We start from the raw sequence: 19,474 nt of genomic DNA on the forward strand, positions 1-19,474 counted from the left end.
AACCGCGCGAGCGACCCACCACCGGGGCGAGGACGAGTCCCCACCCCGGCCGGCAAGGCCCACGCGCCGTTGAGACGTCAGCCCGTGTTGCGAAGACCGGCCGCCACCCCGTTGACCGTCAGCAGCAGCGCACGCGACAACAGCTGGTCCGGCTCCTCGCCCCGCTTGGCCGCCGCCCGCTGGCGGTCCAGCAGGGTCACCTGAAGGTAGGAGATCGGGTCCAGATAGGCGTCCCTGATCCGCAGCGTCCGCTGGAGCGCCGGGTTGGCCTCCAGCAGCTCGCTCTCCCCCGTCACCCGCAGCACCTCGGCGACGGTCCGCTCGTGCTCCTCCGTGATCGTGTCGAAGACGTGCCGCAGCTCGTCGGGGACCAGCGTCTCGACGTAGTGCCTGGCGATCCGCAGGTCCGTCTTGGCCAGCGTCATCTCGACGTTGGAGAGGAAGTTGCGGAAGAAGTGCCAGTGCTCGTACGACTCGGCCAGCACCTCGTCGAGGCCGGCCTCGCGCGCCGCCCGCAGCCCGGAGCCCACGCCGAACCAGCCGGGCACGATCTGCCGGGACTGCGTCCAGCCGAAGACCCAGGGGATGGCCCGCAGTCCGTCCAGGCCGGCGCCGGTGTCGGGGCGGCGGGAGGGGCGGGAGCCCAGGTGCAGTTCGGCCAGCTGGTCGACGGGGGTGGCGGCGAAGAAGTACGCCGGCAGGTCCGGGTCCTCGACGAGGTCGCGGTAGGCGGCGTGCGCGGCCTCGGAGACCGTGTCCATCGCCGCGTCCCAGCGCGCCAGCGCCTGGCTCGACTGCCGGGGGGAGGTGTGCAGCGCCGACGCCTGGAGGGTGGCGGAGACCGTCAGCTCCAGGTTCTCCCTGGCCAGGGACGGCACCAGGTACTTGTCCGAGATCACCTCGCCCTGCTCGGTGACCTTGATCTCGCCCTCCAGCGTGCCCCAGGGCTGGGCCAGGATCGCGTCGTGCGTGGGACCGCCGCCCCGGCCGACGGTGCCGCCGCGGCCGTGGAAGAGCCGCAGCCGCACCCCGTGCCGGTGCGCCACGTCGCGCAGCCGGCGCTGGGCGCGGTGGATCTCCCACTGGGAGGTGGTGATGCCGCCGAACTTGGAGGAGTCGCTGTAGCCGAGCATGACCTCCTGCACGTCGTCCCGGAGCGACACCAGCCGCCGGTAGGAGGGGTCGGCCAGCATCGTGTCCAACAGCTCGTCGGCGATGCGCAGTTCGTCGGTGGTCTCCAGCAGCGGCACGATGCCGATGCGGGCCCAGCCGGCGTGCAGGTCGATCAGGCCGGCCTCCCTGGCCAGCACGGTCGCGGCGAACACGTCGTCCGCGCCCTGGCACATGGAGATGATGTACGACTCGATCACCTCGGGGCCGAAGCTGTCCAGCGCCCGCCGGATCGTGCCGAAGACCCCCAGCGTCCTGGCGCCCGCGGCGTCCAGCGGCGCGGGCGTCGGGGCCAGCGGGCGGCGCGAGCGCAGCTCGCGCGCCAGCAGCTTGGCCCGGTACTCGCGCGGCATGTCCGCGTACCGCCAGGACTCCTCGCCGAGCCGGTCGAAGAGCTGCCCCAGCGCGTAGTGGTGCGCGTCGGCGTGCTCGCGCACGTCCATGGTGGCCAGCTGGAGCCCGAACGCGGCGATGGTCCGCATCAGCCGCTCGACCCGGCCGCCGGCGATCAGCTCGCCCCGGTGGGCGCGCAGCGAGTCCCGCACGACGGCGAGGTCGGCCAGGAGCCCGCCGGTGCCCAGGTAGTCGCGGCCCGGGGAGTGCGGGGCGTCGGCGGCGAGCCGCTGGCGGGTGTTGAGGAGCTTCTGCCGGATGCAGGTGACCTTCAGCCGGTAGGGCTCCTCGGCGTTGAGCCGCTTGTAGCGCGGGGTGATCTCCGGCAGCAGCTCCAGGTCGCGGGCGAGGGAGTCCAGCAGCTCCCGGCTGGCGCCCGAGTTGCGGATGGAGTTGGAGAGCGCGCTGCGCAGCTCGTCGATGTGGGTCAGCGCGGACTCGATGCCGTGCTCGTGCTGGAGCAGCAGCACGTCCCAGGTGACGTCCGGCGTCACGTTCGGGTTGCCGTCGCGGTCGCCGCCGATCCAGGTGCCGAAGGTCAAAGGACGGGCGTCCGTGGGCAGTTCGGCGCCGGCGCGGTCCAGCTCGACGGAGAGGTCCTCCAGCACGTCGCCGACGGCGCCGGCGTGCAGCTCGTCCAGGTAGTAGACCGCGTTGCGCGCCTCGTCCGTGGGCTCGGGGCGGGTCACGCGCAGCTCGTCGGTCTGCCAGATCAGGTCGATGGACTCGGCCAGCCGCAGGTCGGTGCGGCGCCGGTCGCCGCCGTCCTCGGTGGCGGGGCGGTCCAGCAGCTCGGCGATCTTGCGGAGCTTGGTGAGCACCGAGCGGCGCGCGGCCTCCGTCGGGTGGGCGGTGAAGACCGGCCGCACACCGAGCGCGGCGACGGTGGCCCGCAGGTGCTCCGGGTCGGCGTCCTTCAGCATGTCGGCGGTGCGGGTCAGCAGGCCGCCCTCGGCCGCGCGGCGCTCGCGCAGCTCCTGCCCGCGATGCACCTGCTCGGTGACGTTGGCCAGGTGGAAGTAGATGGAGAACGCGCGCACCAGCTTCGCCGCGGTCGCCAGGTCGGTCGAGCCGAGCAGCTCGGCCGCCGCCTCGCCGTCGCTCCTGGTGAGCGCCCGGACGCGCTCGACGAGTTCGAGGAGCTCCGGGCCGTCCTGCCGCACCAGGGTCTCGCCCAGCAGGTCGCCCAGTCGGCGGATGTCGGCGCGGAGGGCGCTACTGCTTTCCGGGGCCACGTCGGGGTCCTGGATGTCGATGGGGCCAGCGGCCGGTGACTTCGGCTGGCGGCTCGGGCTGTCGGGACTGCTCACGGGTGCGGCTCCTCGCAGCTGACTCGTCTGGCAGGTCTTGGCACATACGGACCGCGCTGTCCGACCGTCCCATGGTAGTGAGCCCCTCTGACGGGCCTCTCACCTCCGGGTGACTTCCCCAACGCGGCCCTTGTCGCACGGGTTGAACTGCGATAGTTACGTAGGCGTAGGTTACGGCTCCGTAGGTGGCCGGGGCCCGTTCCGCCACGGCGAGGGGCCCTCCGCTCACTCCCCATCCCCCTCCTCCCCACGAGGTAGCCATCCATGACCACTTCTCCCGATCTGGCGCGCGCCACGCCGGCCGAGGAGGCCGCTCCCCCGCCGCCCTCGGCCACTCTCGGCGGTGAAGAGCGCCGCACCGTCGAACAGTTGGCGCTGCTCCTCTTCATCGTGGTGCCGTTCCTCGCCCTGCTGGCGGCCGTGCCGCTGGCCTGGGGCTGGGGGGTGAGCTGGCTGGACCTGACGCTGCTGGTCCTCTTCTACTTCCTCGGCTGCCACGGGATCACCGTCGGCTTCCACCGGCACTTCACGCACGGCGCGTTCAAGGCGCGGCGGCCGGTGCGGGTCGCGTTGGCGATCGCCGGCTCGATGGCCGTCGAGGGGCCGCTGGTGCGCTGGGTCGCCGACCACCGCAAGCACCACCGGCACTCCGACGCGGAGGGCGACCCGCACTCGCCCTGGCGGTACGGCGAGTCGGTGCCGGCGCTGCTGAAGGGCCTGTGGTGGGCGCACGTCGGCTGGATGTTCGACACCGAGCAGACCAACCAGCACCGCTACGCGCCCGACCTGATCAACGACCCCGCGATGCGCCGGATCTCGCGCCAGTTCGTGCTGTGGACCACCGTCTCGCTGGCGGCGCCGCCGCTGGTCGGCGGGCTGGTGACCTGGTCGTGGCAGGGCGCGCTGACCGCGTTCTTCTGGGGTTCGCTGGTGCGCGTGGCGCTGCTGCACCACGTGACCTGGTCGATCAACTCGATCTGCCACGCGACCGGCAAGCGCCCGTTCCGCTCCCGCGACCGCTCGGGGAACGTGTGGTGGCTCGCGGTGCTCTCCTGCGGTGAGTCGTGGCACAACCTGCACCACGCCGACCCGACCTCCGCCCGGCACGGCGTGGACCGTTGGCAGCTGGACTCCAGCGCGCGGCTGATCCGCTGGATGGAGCGTGCGGGCTGGGTGTACGACGTGCGCTGGCCGAAGGCGTCCCGGCTGGACGCCCGGCGGGTCGCCGGCCCCGGCGCGGGCCGGGAGGAAGACCGGCGGGAGGGCGCGGCGGCCGAGACGGCATGATGGGGGCGTGGCGACCGAAGACAGCAGCAGCGACAGCGTCGGCAAGGCCAAGAGCAAGGAGCGCCCCGTCCGGGCGACCCGGCGGGCCCGCAGACGCATGACCGGCACCGAACGCCGCGAGCAGCTGCTGGACATCGGTCGCACCCTCTTCGCCGCGCGCGGCTTCGAGGGCACGTCGGTGGAGGAGATCGCCGCCAAGGCGGGGGTCTCCAAGCCGGTGGTCTACGAGCACTTCGGGGGGAAGGAAGGGCTCTACGCCGTCGTGGTGGACCGGGAGATGAGCCGGCTGCTGTCGATGGTGACGGGCGCGCTGACGGCGGGGCACCCGAGGGAGCTGCTGGAGCAGGCGGCGTTCGCGCTGCTCGACTACATCGAGCGCTACACGGACGGCTTCCACATCCTGGTGCGCGACTCGCCGGTGGCGCAGTCGACGGGCACCTTCGCCTCGTTGATCGGGGACATCGCGACACAGGTCGAGGACATCCTGGGGCACGAGTTCAAGAGCCGCGGATACGACGCGAAGCTGGCGCCGATGTACGCGCAGGCGCTGGTCGGCATGGTGGCGCTGACCGGCCAGTGGTGGCTGAACGTCCGCAAGCCCAAGAAGGCCGAGGTCGCCGCGCACCTGGTGAACCTGGCCTGGCACGGCCTCCAGGGCCTCGAACAGAACCCGAAGCTGGTGGGCCGGCGCCGGGACTGAACGACGCTCCCCGGTACGCACGCCGCGCCGCGCCGCCGGCCCGGCGAGGGAGACGGGCCGCGGCCCCCCGCCCGGACTGTCTGGGGTCCGGAACGGAGGGCCGTGGAGGGAGTGGCGCCGGGAGAACCTGCCCCGGCCGACGCCGCGTGAGGGGAGACCTCAGTCGTTGATGCCGTTCCGGGAGAGGATCGGGATGTCCGACAGCAGGTTCGCCAGCGGGTCGTCGCCGTCGACCTGGGTGGAGTTCTCCGCGCAGGTCTGCGAGTTGGTGCTGGTGAGCAGGTCCTGCACAGTGATCGGGACGAGGCCGACCACGGAGCCCACGTTGGTCTTGGTCAGGTCCGCGACCGGGAGGCACACGTCGTTCAGCGAGCTGTTCACCAGCGACATGTTGGGGCTCATGTAGCCACCGGTGGTGGTGTTGCCGATCTTGTCCGAGGCGCCGTTGCCGTTGATCGTGGTCAGCTCGGACTCTTCGGCGGCCATGGCGGGGGTGGCGGCGATGCCGGCCATACCGACGGCGGAGGCCGCCACCGCGACCGTGGCAAGCGACTTCTTGATCACTAGCTTGTCCTTCCGAGTTCTGGGATGCCCTGTTTCCGGAGCGCCCTGAACAACGCCGCAGGGTGGATTCCGTTGCCTCCGTTCACCCGAATCGCGCAATTTGATGCCTGGTGGGGGCTCGTTGGCGCACTCGAAGGGGCGCGCGGAGGGCTACCCGCCCCCCTCGTTCGCGCCCTCGGCGGGGAGCGGCTGGAGGAACTCCAGGCGGTTCCCCACCGGGTCGTGGGTGTGGAACCTGCGGTACCCCGGCAGCGCCTCGTCCCGGCGCAGCGCGACGCCGGCGGCGCCCAGCCGCGCGGCCAGCGCGTCCAGGTCGCTCACCAGCACCCCGGGGTGGGCCTTGGCCGCCGGCCGGAAGCCCTCCTCGACACCCAGGTGCAGCTCGAAGGCGCCGGCCCGGAACCAGCAGCCGCCCCTGGCCGCCAGCGCGGGCGGCTTCGGCAGCTCGGTCATGCCCAGCACCCCGCCGTAGAAGGCCCGCAGCTCCGGCTCGCTGCCGGCGGGGACGGCCAGTTGCACGTGGTGTGGCCCGACGATCACGGCTTCCTCCTGCCGACGGCGAAGATCCGGCGGAACGGCAGCACCGTGCCGTGCGGGCCCGGCGGGTAGGCGGCGCGCAGCGCGTCCCGGTAGGTCTCGACGAACGCGGCCAGCTCGTCCGGCTCGTCGTCGAGCGCGGTGATCACCGGGCGGAGCGCGCTGCCGCGCACCCAGTCCAGCACGGGGTCCTCGCCGGTCAGCCGGTGCAGGTAGGTGGTCTCCCAGACGTCCACCTCGGCGCAGAGCGGGGCCAGCTCCTCCAGGTAGCGCGCGGGGTCGAGCACCGGCGAGCCGGTGCGCAGCACCCCGGCCAGCCGTTCGCGCCAGCGGGGGCGCCCGGCGATCTCGTGGAGCAGCGCGTGGCTGGGGGCCGCGAAGTTCCCCGGGACCTGGAGCGCGATGGCCCCGCCGGGCGCCAGCGCCTCGACCCACCCGGCCAGGTGGCGCCAGTGGCCGGGCAGCCACTGGAGGGCGGCGTTGGAGACGATCAGGTCCGGCGGCTCCGCGGGGAGCCAGCCGGCGAGGTCGGCCTCGACGAAGTCGAGGGAGCCGCCGGCGGGGGCGGCGACCCGCCGGGCGGCGGCGAGCATCTCGGGCGAGTTGTCATAGCCGGTGACCCGCGCGTCCGGCCAGCGTGCGAAGAGCGTCAGGGTGGGTGCGCCCGGCCCGCACCCCAGGTCGGCGATCCGGGGCGCCGCCGGCAACGGGGGGACGCGGGCGACGAGTTCGGTCAGGGCGCGGGTGCGGTCCGCGCTGTGCCGCTGGTACTGCGCCGGGTCCCAGCGCGGGCCAGGGGCGTCGGCCTTGGTGGTCATGGGACGATCCTGAACCCGAAGTATCTTGATGTCAAGAAGCTTCACGACGTGAAACTCGACGACGTGAGACTTCATGTCGACACAACACCTAGAATGTGCCCATGGAGGACGAGGTAGACCGGCTGGTCGCTGCCTGGCGGCGGGAGCGGCCCGACCTGGACGTCGAGCCGCTTGAGGTGCTCAGCCGGGTGAGCAGGCTGGCCCGTCACCTGGACCGGGCCCGACGGCAGGCGTTCGCCGAGCACCAGCTGGAGCCGTGGGAGTTCGACGTCCTGACCGCGCTGCGCCGCGCCGGCGCGCCCTACCAGCTCTCCCCCGGACAGCTGCTCACCCAGACCCTGGTCACCTCGGGCACCATGACCAACCGCATCGACAGACTCGCGAAGAAGGGGCTGGTCGAACGGCAGCCGGACCCGCTGGACCGGCGTGGCGTCCTCGTCCGGCTGACGGAGACCGGACGCGACCGCGCCGACAGCGCGCTGGCCGGTCTGCTCGCGCAGGAACGCGCGATCCTGGCCGACCTCACGGACGGGCAACGGCGCGAGCTGGCGGCCCTGCTGCGGGCCCTGACGGCGCCGTTCGACAATTTCTGACACCCCACGCCGGGGTGCGCCCGCCCACCCACCTGGCCGGTGGTGACCACCGTGGTCGCCACCGGCACCTGACCGCGAACGCCAACCCCACCCAGGGGGCCCCACCCGTACCTGACCGCGAACGCCAGCCCCACCAAGGGGCGCGGGGAACTGCGCGAGCGACCCGACGCCGGGGCGAGGACGACCACCCACCCAGCCGGCCAGAACCGCAGTCGCCCGCAGCCCGCCACCGATGCACCGCGCAGTTCCCCGCGCCCCTCACGGGGCACCTGCCGGCACCTGACCGCGAACGCCAACCCCACCAAGGGACGCGGGAAACTGCGCGAGCGACCCGACGCCGGGGCGCGCCCTGGACGACAACGCCCCCGGCCGGCAAGGCCGGGTCATTCCGCCGGGGGAATCCCGGCCCGGCGGGCCAACGCGACGGCGGCCAGCGTCGAGTGGACGCCCAGCTTGCCGAGGACGTTCTGCATGTGGGTGCGGACCGTGTGCGGCGAGAGGTAGAGCCGTTCGGCCACCGCCTTGCGGCCGAGGCCGGCCAACATGCAGCGCAGCACCTCCAGCTCGCGCGGCGTCAGCGACTCGACCAGCCGCTCCCGTTCGCCCCGGTGCCTGCGGTCCGCCTGGAGTTCGCGGAGCACGCCGGTGAGCAGCGCGGGCGGCAGATGGGTCTCGCCGTGCAGCACGCCCCTGACGACCCGCAGCAACCGGGCCAGCGAGCTGTCCTTGGCCACCCACCCCCTGGCGTCGGCCGAGAGCGCGCGCGCCGCGGCCACGGGGTCGTCGGATGCCGCGAGCATGACAGTCCGAAGGGCCGGCAGCGCCTCCGCGACCCAGGCCAGCAGCGCCGGCCCCTCGGCCGTCGACTCCAGGGCGCCCTCCAGCCCCGCGTCCAACAGCAGCACGCCGAACGGCCGCCCGCCGCCGGCCCGGGTCCGTTCCAACAGCGCTCTGGCCGCCGGCACCCCGCCGAGCGCCACGGCCTCCACGTCCGCCTCGGCCGCGAGTGCGGTGGCCAGCGACTCGGCGAAGATCCGGTGTTCGTCCACCACCAGCACGCGAATGCGGTCCACCGAAAGCCCCTGGGGTCGAGTCGAAGGGGCGGCTCGGCGGGCACGACACCACGGTCCGCCAGGTGTGGCGCCCCACGGCCGCCGCCGCGGGGCCCCTCGTCGGACTCGGCGCCGCGCCCACCGTCTCGCCCCCTGAACACACCGGCCCCCACCGGTGCTGGACTCAGCCTACGGCCGGTGCCTCCCGGCGGAAGGCGTTTCGCCGAACCGGTGCTGTCGGCGCCGTCACACCGGCAGTCGGCGGGCGCCCGGCGCGGGGACGGCCTCGAAGATCCGGGGGGCGGCGAGGCCGGCGCCGGCGAAGGCGTCGGTGACCGCCTTGCCGACCGCCGCGACGGACTCCTCCGGCACCAGCGCGATGGCGGAGCCGCCGAAGCCGCCGCCGGTCATCCGGGAGCCGAGCGCGCCGGCCGCGTTGGCGGTGTCCACGGCCAGGTCCAACTCGGGGCAGGAGACCTCGAAGTCGTCCCGGAGCGAGGCGTGGCCCTCCGTCAGCAGCGGCCCGATCTCCCGGGCGCGTCCGGCGTCCAGCAGCGCCACGACCCGGGCCACCCTGCGGTCCTCGGTGACCACGTGCCGCACCCGGCGGCGCACCGCCTCGTCGTCGATCCGCGCCAGCGCCGCGGCCAGGCCGTCGAACGGCACGTCGCGCAGGAACGGGACGCCCAGCGCCGCCGCGCCCGCCTCGCACTCCGCGCGCCGCCTGCCGTAGGCGCCGTCGGCGTGCGCGTGCTTGACCCGGGTGTCCACGACCAGCAGCCGCAGCCCCTCGGCCGCCATGTCGAACGGCACCTGCCGGCCGCCGAGGTCGCGGGTGTCCAGGTGGAGCACGTGGCCCTCGGCGCAGCTCGCCGACGCCATCTGGTCGAGGATGCCGCAGGGCATCCCGACGAAGTCGTTCTCCGCGAGCTGTCCGATCCGCGCCAGCTCGGGGGCCGTCAGCCCCAGCCCGTTCAGGTCGCTGAAGGCGAGGGCGGTGACCACCTCAAGCGCGGCGGACGAGGAGAGCCCGGCGCCGGTCGGCACCTCGGAGGCGATGAACACGTCGGCGCCGCGCAGCCGGTGGCCGGCGCGCTCCAACGCCCAGGCGACGCCCGCCGGATAGGCGGCCCAGCCGGGCACCTCGCCGGGGAGCAGCCGGTCCAGGCTCAGCTCCACGACGCGGTCGCCCACGTCCCTGGAACGCAGCCGCAGCGTGCGGTCGTCGCGTGCGGTGACCGTGGCGACCGCCGAGTGCGGCAGGGCCAGCGGCAGCACGAAGCCCTCGTTGTAGTCGGTGTGCTCGCCGATCAGGTTGACCCGGCCTGGGGCGCTCCAGGCGCCGTCCGGGGCGACGCCGAACTCCCGCTGGTGATCCGTCATGCGCCCGTCTCCTCTCGCTGGGCGAACGCCCAGGCGTCGGCGATGATTCCGGCCAGCTCCGGGCGGCTGGGACGCCAGCCGAGGCGTTCCCTGGCGCGGTCGGCCGAGGCGACCAGCACGGCGGGGTCGCCGGCCCTGCGGCCGGCCTCGACCTCGGGGATCGGGTGGCCGGTGACGGCGCGGGCGGCCTCGACGACCTCGCGCACGGAGAAGCCGTTGCCGTTGCCGAGGTTGCAGACCAGGTGCTCGCCGGGGACGGCGGCGCCGAGCGCCAGCAGGTGGGCCTCGGCCAGGTCGTCGACGTGGATGTAGTCGCGGACGCAGGTGCCGTCCGCCGTCGGGTAGTCGGTGCCGTAGACGGAGATCGCCGCGCGGCGGCCCTGGGCGACCTGGAGCACGATGGGGATCAGATGGCTCTCCGGGTCGTGCCGCTCGCCCTGTGCGCCGTGGGCGCCGGCCACGTTGAAGTAGCGCAGCGAGACGGCGGCCAGCCCGTGGGCGACGCACTCGCCGGCGAGCATCTGGTCGACGGCGAGCTTGCTGGCGCCGTAGGGATTGGTGGGCGCGGTGGGCGCGTCCTCGGTGAGGGGGGAGTTCCTCGGCTCGCCGTAGACGGCCGCGGTCGAGGAGAAGACCAGGGTGCGCACCCCGGCGGCGCGCATCGCCGACAGCAGCTCGATGGTGCCGCCGACGTTGTTGCGCCAGTACTTCTCCGGGTCCACGACGGACTCGCCGACCTGTGAGCAGGCGGCGAAGTGCAGCACCCCGTCGAAGGAGCCGTCCAGCCACTGCGCGGCGTCCTGCACGCGTCCCTCGACGAACTCGGCGCCGTCGGGCACGCCCGCGCGAAAGCCCGTCGACAGGTCGTCCAGCACCGTCACCCGGTGGCCGGCGTCCAGCAGGTGCGCGGCGACCACCCCGCCGACGTAGCCGGCTCCGCCCGTGACCAGATACCTCACTCGCTTGCCACCTCTCGCAGCCGGGCGGCGGCCGCCTCCGGCAGAACATCGCTGACGAACGCTCCCATGCCGGACTCGGAGCCGGCCAGGAACTTCAACTTGTCGGCGCTCCGCCTGATCGTGAAGATCTCCAGGTGAAGCGCGAAGTCCGACCGGTCGGGCGCCTCGAACGGCGCCTGGTGCCAACCGGAGATGTACGGGGTCGGCCCGGCGTCGGGCCCGAAGAGCCGGTCGAAGCGGCGCAGCAGCTCCAGGTAGATCCCGGGGAACTCGGCGCGCTCGGCGTCGTCCAGCTCGCGCAGGTCGGCCACCCGGCGGGCCGGGTAGAGGTGGACCTCGTAGGGCCAGCGGGCGGCGTGCGGGACGAACGCGATCCAGTGCGGGGTCTGGAGCACCACGCGGCTGCCGTCGGCGCGTTCGGCCGCGACCTGCTCGTCGAAGAGGTTGCCGCCGGTGCGCCGCCGGTGCTCTGCGACGGCGCTCATCATCCGCTCGGTGAACGGGGTGACGAACGGGTAGCCGTAGATCTGGCCGTGCGGGTGGGCGAGGGTGACGCCGATCTCGGCGCCCCGGTTCTCGAAGCAGTAGATCTGCCGGACCCCGGGCAGCCGGGACAGCTCGTCGGTCCTGTCGGTCCAGGCGCTGAGCACCAGCGCGGCCTGCTCCTCGGTGAGGTCCGCGAAGGAGGCGCCGTGGTCGGAGGTGAAGCAGACCACCTCGCAACGGCCCTGGTCGCCGCCGAAGGAGGGGAAGCGGTTCTCGAAGACCGCCACCTCGTAGGAGTCGGCCGGTATCTCGCTGAGCCGTTCGCCGACCGTGGGGCAGAGCGGGCACTGGTCGGCCGGGGGGTGGTAGGTGCGGGACTGGCGGTGCGCGGCGTAGCCGACGCGCTCGCCGAGCAGCACGTTGTGGCGGATCTCCGAGCGGGACGTCGTCTTGGGCAGGGGCCGGCGGTCGACGGCCGAACGGTCGGCGCCCCCGACGGCGTCGTAGTAGATCAGCTCACGGCCGTCGGCCAGAAGAGTCGACGTCTTCCGCACCTCGGCGTTCGCCCCGGTCCATCGCAGCATCCGCTCTTGCCTCGCCATCCCACGCAGTCCAGCGCACTCCCCAACAGAATCCAACATAAGAATGCAGGTGAGCACAGCTTCGCGTCAATGCCGGGTGGCGTACGGGCGCGGGAGGAGACGGCCTCAGGGGCGCTCGGAGGCGCGGGAGGCGAGTTGGTCGAGCAGGCCGGTGCGGACGGCCAGCGCCGCGGCCTCCAGTCGGGAGGCCGTGCCGAGCTTGGTGAGCAGTCGCTGCACATGGGTGCGGGCGGTGCTGGGGGCGACGCCCAGGCCGGCGGCTATCCGGCGGGTGTCCTCGCCCTCGACGATCCTGGCCAGCACGTCGGCCTCCCGCTCGGTGAGGAGCCCGGCCAGCCGGGCCCCCTCGGCGTGCGCGCCGTCCCGGGGGTCCAGCAGCTCGGCGAACGCCTCCCGCAGCAACCGCGGCGCGACCGCCGCCTCCCCCGCCCTCGCGCGGGCGAGGGCCCGCTCCACGCCCTCGATCCGCTCGTCCTCGCGGACATAGCCCCGGGCGCCGGCCGCGAAGGCGGCCGCCACGCCCAGCGGGCTGGGCACCGGGCCGAGCACCACCACCGCGCAGCGCGGGAACTCCCGGCCCAGCCGGCCCACCGGCGCCAGCGCGTCGGGCGCCTCGGGGTCGGCGCAGCCGAAGAGGCAGACCTCGGGCTGCTTGGCCGGCACCAGCTCCACCGCCCGCGCCGCCGGGGAAGCGGCCCCCAGCACCCGGTGGCCGCGCACCCGCAGCGCCGAGGCCAGCACCTCGGCGACCAGCCTGCGGTCGTCGACCACCACCACCCTGAGCGTCATCCTCGCCCCTCCCCTGGCCGACCGGGTCCCCGGGCTGACCGCGCCGGCGCCTCGCGCGCCCGCGCGGTCGGGCGCCTCCACGCCAGTGCGCGGCTCATCGATAGGCGAGCACCGAAGGCGGCGACTCCTCGCTCTCGTACACCACGCGGTCGTTGAGGACCAGGGTGTTCTCGTGCCACATCGGGAGGCTGTCGTGGGCGAAGAGGCCACTCCCCATCATCCCGTACTCCTTCGAGAGCGCCGCCCGGTCCAGGGCCATCACCGGCGACAGCTCCTCCGCCGCCGGGTCGAGGGCCACCACCATGCCCTCCAACTCGGAGGTGGCGGGCTGGTAGGCGAGGATCTTGCCGTCCTGCTCGGCGAACGGGCGGATCTGGCCGCCGTTGATCGCCGGGGCCTCGTACTCGGCCAGCCCGGTGGACAGGTTGAACGCGACCACCGCGTTGTCCCCGGTCATGTCGTTGGTGGCGAGGTAGAGGTAGTCCTCGTGGACGACGCCCAGCGCGCAGGAGGGGAACACCTGGTTCTCGCAGGGCTGGAGGTAGCGGTCGGTGTCGTAGTCGAGGACGTGCTGGATCTCCGTGCGCTCCTCGTTGATCACGACGATCTTCTCCGAGGACTCGCTCAGGCTGTCGCCCACGTGGACCACCAGGGTCAGCGGGGAGACCGAGAGGACGGAACGCACGTCCATCTCCTGCCCCTCGAAGTCGGTGAACTCCCACTCCCAGCTCGGGTCGCCCGCCTCGTTGGTGGCGCGGACACTGCCGCCCTCGTCCCCGAGCCAGCCGCACTCCACCAGCGAGACGAACTCCTGCTCGACGACCATGTACGACACCTCGACGCACTCGCCGCCCCCCTCGGAGGAGGAGACGAACAGCTGCTCACCGGTGGAGATCTGGTACAGCCCGCCGCCGATGCCCCAGCTCACCGCGACGGTGTCGCCGAGGATCGCCGGGTACTGGTAGCGGTCGGGGGTGACCGAGCTGTTCAACGGGATGCTGGCGATCTCCTCGCCGGCGGAGATGTCCACCACGGAGACGACCTCGCAGTCGCGGCCCTGGAGGATCGCGACGCGGTTCTCGTCGACGTTGGGCGAGGCGTTGCAGTTGCCGCCGGACATCTCGAAGGGGAGCTTCCAGTTCTCCTGGCCGGTGGCGAGGTCGTAGGAGATCAGCTCGTCACCCAGGACACGCACCACGGCGTCGTCCACGAACCACGCACCGCCGGAGCGGATCAGGTTGTCGCCCTCGGCGACCTCCAACGGCGGGGTCTCCCAGGCCAGGGACGCCTGGATGGGCTCGCTCGGCAGCGATCCCCCGCCGCCCTCGCCCTCACCCTCCCCCTCGCCCTCGGCTTCCCCGCCGTCTCCGCCCGCGTCCCGGTTGGCCGTCGTCTCCTTGTCGTCGTCGGCGAAGACGAAGAAGTACGTGCCGCCGCCGGCGAGCAGCACCACCAGCACCACGCCGAGCACCAGCATCCAGGCCGGCGGGCGCTTGCCGCCACCGGCCCCGGGGGACCCCGGCGGCGGGACGGCGCCGCCTGGCCCGCCGTAGGTGGCGCCGAAACCGGCCTGGCCGCCGGCGGTCGGCGGGGCGCCGTAGGGCGCGGGCGGGGTCGCGGCGAAGCCGCCGCCCAGCGTGGGCTGCTGGCTCGCCGGGCCGCCCGGCGGGAAGCCGTACCCCGAGGGCGGCGGCGTGGCACCGCCCGGCGGGAAGCCGTACCCGGCGGGCGGAGGGGGCGTCGCCGCGCCCTGCGGGAAGCCGTAACCACCGGCGGGGGGCGTCTGCGGGTAGCCGTAACCGGGCTGGCCCGGCTGCCCCTGCGGCGGCACGGCCGGCGAGGAGGGCGGCGTGCCCGGGTCGCCCCCGGTGGCCGGCGGGGTGCCGTAGGACGGGGTGGCGCCGGGCGGGCCCGGCGGCGGCGTCGCCGGCGGGCCGAAGCCCCCCGGCGCGGCCGGCGGCTGCTCGGGCCGCTCGCCCGGCGGGCCCGGCGGCTGGTTCGGCGGTGGTGGCGGTTGAGACATCGATCCCCCCGGGTCGGACAGTTACGTACGACTTCGGGCGATCCTGCCCGACTTGCGCTGAGAAGACCGCGAACGGAGCGGTCGCGCACGGTTCCTCTTTCTATCACCGGACACCGACAGTCCCCGATGCGGTTGCGGTTCCGCGACACCCGTGACCGGCCCGCAATCAAAAGGAGGCGTCTGCGCGACGCGAACGAACCCCTTCAGCCTTCTTCGGCCAACTCCAGCCAGCGGGTTTCCAGACGGTCGCGTTCCTGGGAGATTTCCCTCAGCTTCGCGTCCAGCTCGGCCACCCGGGAGAAGTCGGTCGCGTGCTCGGCCATCTCGGTGTGCAGCGCCGACTCCTGGCCGGACAGCTTGTCGAGCTGGCGCTCGATCCGCTGGATCTCCTTCTGGGCCGCCCGGGAGAGCTGGGCCGGCTTCGCCGGGGCGGCCGGTGCGGAGGCGCGGGCCGGCTCCGGCGCGGACTCCCGCTGTCGCGCCCGGCGTTCGAGATACTCGTCGATCCCGCGTGGCAGCATCCGCAGACTGGCGTCGCCCAGCAGCGCCCAGACCCGGTCGGTGGTGCGCTCCACGAAGAAGCGGTCGTGGCTGATCACCACCAGCGTGCCGGGCCAGCCGTCCAGCAGGTCCTCCAGCTGGGTCAGGGTCTCGATGTCCAGGTCGTTGGTCGGCTCGTCGAGGAAGAGCACGTTCGGCTCGTCCATCAGCAGCCGCAGCAGCTGGAGCCGGCGCCGCTCGCCGCCGGAGAGGTCGCCCACGGGCGTCCACTGCTTCTCCTTGCCGAAGCCGAACCGCTCGCACAGCTGCGAGGCGGTCATCTCCCGGCCCTTGCCCAGGTCGACGCGGGAGCGCACGCTCTCCACGGCCTGCAACACCCGCAGCGCCGGGTCGAGCTCGGCGACCTCCTGGGAGAGATACGCCAGCCGCACCGTCTTGCCCACCGTGACCCGGCCCCCGGTCAGCAGCGGCGACTCGGCGCCCACGGCGGTCTCGGCCAGCGCGCGCAGCAGCGAGGTCTTGCCCGCGCCGTTCACGCCCACCAGGCCCACCCGGTCGCCGGGGCCCAACTGCCAGGTCAGCCCGGACAGCAGGGTGCGCCCGCCGTCGCCCTCCGCGCCCACCCGGACGGTGACGTCCTCCAGGTCGAAGACGGTCTTGCCGAGCCGCGCGCTGGCGAAGCCCATCAGCTCCGCGCTGTCCCGGGGCGGCGGCACGTCCGCGATCAGGTCGTTGGCCGCCTCCACGCGGAACCTCGGCTTGCTGGTGCGGGCCGGGGCGCCGCGCCGCAGCCAGGCCAGTTCCTTGCGGACCAGGTTCTGCCGCTTGGCCTCCTCGCTCGCCGCGATCCGCTCGCGCTCGGCCCGGGCGAAGACGTAGTCGCTGTAGCCGCCCTCGTAGCCGTGGACCGTACCGCCCTGCACGTCCCACATCCGGGTGCAGACCCGGTCCAGGAACCAGCGGTCGTGGGTGACCGTCACCAGCGCCGAACGCCGGCGCGAGAGATGGTCGGCGAGCCAGGAGATGCCCTCCACGTCGAGGTGGTTGGTCGGCTCGTCAAGCACGATCAGGTCCTGCTCGGCGATCAGCAGCCTGGCCAGCGCGATCCGCCGCCGTTCACCGCCGGAGAGCGGGCCGATCACCGTCTCCAGCCCCTGCGGGAAGCCCGGCAGGTCGAGCCCGCCGAAGAGCCCGGTGAGCACGTCGCGGACCCGGGCGTCGCCCGCCCACTCGTGGTCGGCCAGCTCGCCGAGCACCTCCTGGCGCACGGTGGCCTTCGGGTCGAGCGAGTCGTGCTGGGTGAGCACCCCGAGCCGCAGCCCGCCGGAGTGCGTGACGCGGCCGTCGTCCGGCGGCTCCTGTCTGGCCAGCAGCCGGATCAGGGTGGTCTTGCCGTCGCCGTTGCGCCCCACGACGCCGATGCGGTCGCCCTCGTTGACCCCGAGGGAGACGCCGTCGAGCAGCGCGCGGGTCCCGTAGACCTTGCTGATGGCTTCGAGGTTGACCAGGTTCCTGGTGCCCCGGGAGGTGCTGCTTGAGGACGCCGAGCGGGCGGTCCTAGACGGTTCAGGCATGGGAGTCGATGGTAGTCGCCCCGGCGGCGGGCCCCGTCGTCGCGCGGGCCGCGCGGCAGTGGCCGGAGGCGGCCAGCGCCTCGGCGACCGCCGCGGCCTCCTCCGCGCTCCCGGTCAGAAACGCGCAGCTGGGCCCCGACCCCGAGACCAGCCCGGCGAGCGCGCCCGCCGCCCGGCCGGTGGCCAGGGTCGCGGCGAGCGCGGGGCGCAGGGCGAGCGCGGCCGGCTGGAGGTCGTTGGCCAGCGCCGGCGCCAACGCGGCGGCGTCACCGGCGGCCAACGCGGCCAGCAGCGCCGGGTCCGGCTCCGGCGGCGGCACGTGCGCCGCGCCGCGCAGCCGGTCGCACTCGCGGTAGACGGCGGGCGTCGAGAGGCCGCCGTCGGCCAGCGCGAAGACCCAGTGGAAGACGCCGCCCACCGGCAGCTCGGTCAGCTTCTCGCCCCGGCCCCGGCCCAGCGCGGCGCCCCCGACCAGGCTGAACGGCACGTCCGAGCCCAACTCGGCGCAGATCGCCAGCAGTTCGTCGCGCGGCGTGGCGGTGCCCCAGAGCCGGTCGCAGGCCAGCAGGGCGCCGGCCGCGTCGGCGCTGCCGCCGGCCATGCCACCGGCGACGGGGATGTCCTTGACGATGTCGAGCCGGACGCGCGGCGTGCGACCGTGGTGCGCGGCCAGCAGCCTGGCCGCGCGTACCGCCAGGTTGCCGTCGTCCGTCGGCACCTGGTCGCTGCCGGGGCCGACGCAGCCGACGGAGAGCTCCTCGGCCTCGGTGGCGGTCACCAGGTCGTGCAGGGCGACGGCGAGAAAGACGTTGGCCAGATCGTGGTAGCCGTCCGCGCGCGGCGGCCCCACGGTCAGCTGGACGTTGACCTTGGCTGGCACGCGGACGGTCACGGAGGGCGCGGCGGTCATGAGGGTTCCCTGGGCGTCGACAAGCGGTTCTGGGGGTGGCGGCCGAGGTCAGCCGGCCGGGGGCGGGGGGCGGTGCTCGGCGAGCCTGGCGTAGTCGGCGACGGTCAACGACTCGCCCCGCGCGGTCGGGTCCACGCCCGCGGCGCGGCAGGCGGCCTCGGCGGCGGCCGGCGAGCCGGCCCAGCCGGCCAGGGCCGCGCGCAGCGTCTTGCGGCGCTGCGCGAAGGCCGCGTCGACCACCGCGAAGACCTCCTCGCGGCCGGCCGTGGTCCGCGGCGGCTCACGCCGGACCAGCGCCACGAGCCCCGAGTCGACCCGGGGCGCCGGCCAGAACACGGTGCGGCCGATCGCGCCGGCCCTGCGGGCCTCCGCGTACCAGGCGGTCTTCACCGACGGCACGCCGTAGACCTTCGACCCCGGCGGCGCGCACAGCCGGTCGGCGACCTCGGACTGCACCATCACCAGCCCGCGCTCCAGGCTGGGGAAGGCGGCCAGCAGGTGCAGCAGCACGGGAACGGCCACGTTGTACGGCAGGTTGGCCACCAGCGCGTCGGGCGGCGCGCCCGGCAGCTCGGTGACGCCCAGGGCGTCGGCGTGCACCAGGTGGAAGCGGTCGACGCGCTCGGGCAGCCGGGCGGCGACCGTGGCGGGCAGCGCGGCGGCCAGGGTGTCGTCGATCTCGACGGCCACCACCCGGTCGGCGACCGACAGCAGCGCCAGCGTCAACGAGCCGAGCCCCGGCCCGATCTCCAGCACCGTGTCGCCCGCGTCCACGGCGGCGGCGCGGACGATCCGGCGCACCGTGTTGGCGTCGATCACGAAGTTCTGTCCGCGCTGCTTGCTGGGGCGCACGCCCAGCGCGCCGGCCAGCTCGCGCACCTCGGCCGGGCCGAGCAGCGCCGTCGGCTCGGCGCTCATCCGAAGACCCGCTCGGTGTTGGCGGCGATGTGCCGGCCCAGCTCCGCCTCGTCCATCCCCTTCACCTCGGCCATCGCGCGCAGCGTGACCGGGATCAGATAGGGCGCGTTGGGCCGGCCGCGGAACGGCACCGGGGTGAGGAACGGGGCGTCCGTCTCGACCAGCAGCAGCTCGGGCGGCGCCACCGCGAGGGCGTCGCGCAGGGGCTGGGCGCTGCGGAAGGTCACGTTGCCGGCGAACGACAGGAAGTACCCCTCGGCGGCGCAGGTCTCGGCCATCGCGGCGTCGCCCGAGTAGCAGTGGAAGACGGTGCGCCGGGGGGCGCCCTCCTCCTTCAACAGGCGCAACACGTCGGCGTGCGCCTCCCGGTCGTGGATCACCAGCGCCTTGTCCAGCTCCTTGGCCAGCCGCAGATGGGCACGGAACGAACGCTGCTGCGCCGCGACGCCGTCCGCGCCGGTGCGGTAGTAGTCAAGGCCCGTCTCGCCGATCGCCCTGACGTGCGGCGAGACGGCCAGCTCGGCGATCTCGGCGAGCGCGGCGTCCAACGCGGCCGGCCCCTCCTCGGCCTCGATGCGCGGGGCCTCATTGGGGTGCAGCGCGACGGCGGCCCAGATCGCGTCGGGGTGCTCGGCGGCGACCTTCACCGCCCAGTGGGCGCGGGCCACGTCGCAGCCGATCTGCACCACGCGCGGCACCCCGACGGCGGCGGCCTTCGCGAGCGCCTCCTCGACCGTGCCCGACTGCATGTCGAGATGGGTGTGCGCATCGGCGACCGGCACGGCCAGCGGCTCGGGAAGCGGCGGCGGCACGTGCTCGGCGGCCTTCGCCTTGGCGGACTTGGGCATGGCTCGATCCTACGGGCGCGGGTGCCTCCGGCGGTCCGCGGGCGACAACCCACCGGG

The 19,474-nt window shown here is 74.0% G+C and carries 17 protein-coding genes; 3 read left to right on the top strand and 14 right to left on the bottom strand.

The features are described 5' to 3' along the window. Nucleotides 1–77: 77 nt before the first annotated feature. Nucleotides 78–2,798: a phosphoenolpyruvate carboxylase gene (gene ppc, locus CRP51_RS16265; protein WP_439333179.1), complete on the bottom strand. Its 2,721-nt coding sequence runs from the start codon at nt 2,796–2,798 to the stop codon at nt 78–80. 339 nt (nt 2,799–3,137) lie between these two features. Between ppc and CRP51_RS16270 the strand changes: the two genes are divergently transcribed. Then, a complete protein-coding gene (locus tag CRP51_RS16270) occupies nt 3,138–4,160 on the top strand; it encodes an acyl-CoA desaturase (protein WP_097231945.1) in 1,023 nt (340 codons plus the stop codon). Between the two features lie 97 nt (nt 4,161–4,257). Further along, nucleotides 4,258–4,860, top strand: a complete 603-nt coding sequence (locus tag CRP51_RS16275) for a TetR/AcrR family transcriptional regulator (RefSeq protein ID WP_245880638.1) — start codon at nt 4,258–4,260, stop codon at nt 4,858–4,860. 159 nt (nt 4,861–5,019) lie between these two features. On the opposite strand, the gene CRP51_RS16280 is transcribed toward CRP51_RS16275, so the two are convergent. From CRP51_RS16280 to CRP51_RS16290, 3 genes are all read right to left on the bottom strand, one after another. Further along, nucleotides 5,020–5,424 carry a rodlin gene (locus tag CRP51_RS16280; RefSeq protein WP_097231947.1) on the bottom strand — a complete coding sequence of 135 codons (405 nt, stop codon included), beginning with the start codon at nt 5,422–5,424 and terminating at the stop codon, nt 5,020–5,022. A 150-nt stretch (nt 5,425–5,574) separates the two neighbouring features. Beyond that, nucleotides 5,575–5,964, bottom strand: a complete 390-nt coding sequence (locus CRP51_RS16285) for a VOC family protein (protein ID WP_097231948.1) — start codon at nt 5,962–5,964, stop codon at nt 5,575–5,577. Next, nucleotides 5,961–6,779, bottom strand: a complete 819-nt coding sequence (locus tag CRP51_RS16290; protein ID WP_097231949.1) for a trans-aconitate 2-methyltransferase — start codon at nt 6,777–6,779, stop codon at nt 5,961–5,963. The genes CRP51_RS16285 and CRP51_RS16290 overlap by 4 nt, the downstream gene beginning before the upstream one ends. Before the next feature lie 101 nt (nt 6,780–6,880). Between CRP51_RS16290 and CRP51_RS16295 the strand changes: the two genes are divergently transcribed. After that, complete coding sequence (locus CRP51_RS16295; RefSeq protein WP_097231950.1) at nt 6,881–7,372, top strand: MarR family winged helix-turn-helix transcriptional regulator; 492 nt, start codon at nt 6,881–6,883, stop codon at nt 7,370–7,372. Between the two features lie 383 nt (nt 7,373–7,755). Here CRP51_RS16295 and CRP51_RS16300 read toward each other — a convergent pair whose 3' ends face one another. The 10 genes from CRP51_RS16300 to CRP51_RS16350 all read right to left on the bottom strand — a co-directional run bounded on the left by CRP51_RS16300 (nt 7,756) and on the right by CRP51_RS16350 (nt 19,417). Continuing rightward, complete coding sequence (locus CRP51_RS16300; RefSeq protein WP_097231951.1) at nt 7,756–8,445, bottom strand: helix-turn-helix transcriptional regulator; 690 nt, start codon at nt 8,443–8,445, stop codon at nt 7,756–7,758. A 225-nt stretch (nt 8,446–8,670) separates the two neighbouring features. After that, nucleotides 8,671–9,807, bottom strand: coding sequence for a galactokinase (gene galK / locus CRP51_RS16305; RefSeq protein ID WP_097231952.1), 1,137 nt, complete (start codon nt 9,805–9,807; stop codon nt 8,671–8,673). Next, on the bottom strand, nt 9,804–10,766 hold the full coding sequence (gene galE, locus CRP51_RS16310) for a UDP-glucose 4-epimerase GalE (protein WP_097231953.1): 963 nt from the start codon (nt 10,764–10,766) through the stop codon (nt 9,804–9,806). Before galE ends, galK begins: the two co-directional genes overlap by 4 nt. Continuing rightward, on the bottom strand, nt 10,763–11,806 hold the full coding sequence (gene galT / locus CRP51_RS16315; protein ID WP_097232093.1) for a galactose-1-phosphate uridylyltransferase: 1,044 nt from the start codon (nt 11,804–11,806) through the stop codon (nt 10,763–10,765). The genes galE and galT overlap by 4 nt, the downstream gene beginning before the upstream one ends. Before the next feature lie 153 nt (nt 11,807–11,959). After that, nucleotides 11,960–12,643: a response regulator transcription factor gene (locus CRP51_RS16320; RefSeq protein ID WP_097231954.1), complete on the bottom strand. Its 684-nt coding sequence runs from the start codon at nt 12,641–12,643 to the stop codon at nt 11,960–11,962. Between the two features lie 94 nt (nt 12,644–12,737). Then, complete coding sequence (locus tag CRP51_RS16325; RefSeq protein ID WP_170970574.1) at nt 12,738–14,666, bottom strand: PQQ-binding-like beta-propeller repeat protein; 1,929 nt, start codon at nt 14,664–14,666, stop codon at nt 12,738–12,740. A gap of 203 nt (nt 14,667–14,869) precedes the next feature. Beyond that, the gene (locus tag CRP51_RS16335) at nt 14,870–16,741 is read right to left on the bottom strand and encodes an ABC-F family ATP-binding cassette domain-containing protein (protein WP_097231956.1); all 1,872 of its coding nucleotides are present in this window, start codon (nt 16,739–16,741) and stop codon (nt 14,870–14,872) included. Then, complete coding sequence (locus CRP51_RS16340; RefSeq protein WP_097231957.1) at nt 16,734–17,651, bottom strand: 4-(cytidine 5'-diphospho)-2-C-methyl-D-erythritol kinase; 918 nt, start codon at nt 17,649–17,651, stop codon at nt 16,734–16,736. Before CRP51_RS16340 ends, CRP51_RS16335 begins: the two co-directional genes overlap by 8 nt. A 48-nt stretch (nt 17,652–17,699) precedes the next feature. After that, on the bottom strand, nt 17,700–18,569 hold the full coding sequence (gene rsmA, locus CRP51_RS16345) for a 16S rRNA (adenine(1518)-N(6)/adenine(1519)-N(6))-dimethyltransferase RsmA (RefSeq protein ID WP_097231958.1): 870 nt from the start codon (nt 18,567–18,569) through the stop codon (nt 17,700–17,702). Beyond that, nucleotides 18,566–19,417: a TatD family hydrolase gene (locus tag CRP51_RS16350; RefSeq protein ID WP_097231959.1), complete on the bottom strand. Its 852-nt coding sequence runs from the start codon at nt 19,415–19,417 to the stop codon at nt 18,566–18,568. The genes rsmA and CRP51_RS16350 overlap by 4 nt, the downstream gene beginning before the upstream one ends. Nucleotides 19,418–19,474 lie beyond the last annotated feature (57 nt).

The sequence above is a fragment of the Streptomyces zhaozhouensis genome, assembly GCF_900230195.1.
GTDB lineage: Bacteria > Actinomycetota > Actinomycetes > Streptomycetales > Streptomycetaceae > Streptomyces > Streptomyces zhaozhouensis.

Coding starts and splice junctions, on each gene's coding strand:
- CRP51_RS16270 (WP_097231945.1), top strand. CDS start 3,138: ATGACCACTTCTCCCGATCTGGCGCGCGCCACGCCGGCCGAGGAGGCC.
- CRP51_RS16275 (WP_245880638.1), top strand. CDS start 4,258: ATGACCGGCACCGAACGCCGCGAGCAGCTGCTGGACATCGGTCGCACC.
- CRP51_RS16290 (WP_097231949.1), bottom strand. CDS start 6,779: ATGACCACCAAGGCCGACGCCCCTGGCCCGCGCTGGGACCCGGCGCAG.
- CRP51_RS16295 (WP_097231950.1), top strand. CDS start 6,881: ATGGAGGACGAGGTAGACCGGCTGGTCGCTGCCTGGCGGCGGGAGCGG.
- galK (WP_097231952.1), bottom strand. CDS start 9,807: ATGACGGATCACCAGCGGGAGTTCGGCGTCGCCCCGGACGGCGCCTGG.
- CRP51_RS16320 (WP_097231954.1), bottom strand. CDS start 12,643: ATGACGCTCAGGGTGGTGGTGGTCGACGACCGCAGGCTGGTCGCCGAG.
- CRP51_RS16325 (WP_170970574.1), bottom strand. CDS start 14,666: ATGTCTCAACCGCCACCACCGCCGAACCAGCCGCCGGGCCCGCCGGGC.
- CRP51_RS16335 (WP_097231956.1), bottom strand. CDS start 16,741: ATGCCTGAACCGTCTAGGACCGCCCGCTCGGCGTCCTCAAGCAGCACC.
- CRP51_RS16340 (WP_097231957.1), bottom strand. CDS start 17,651: ATGACCGCCGCGCCCTCCGTGACCGTCCGCGTGCCAGCCAAGGTCAAC.
- rsmA (WP_097231958.1), bottom strand. CDS start 18,569: ATGAGCGCCGAGCCGACGGCGCTGCTCGGCCCGGCCGAGGTGCGCGAG.
- CRP51_RS16350 (WP_097231959.1), bottom strand. CDS start 19,417: ATGCCCAAGTCCGCCAAGGCGAAGGCCGCCGAGCACGTGCCGCCGCCG.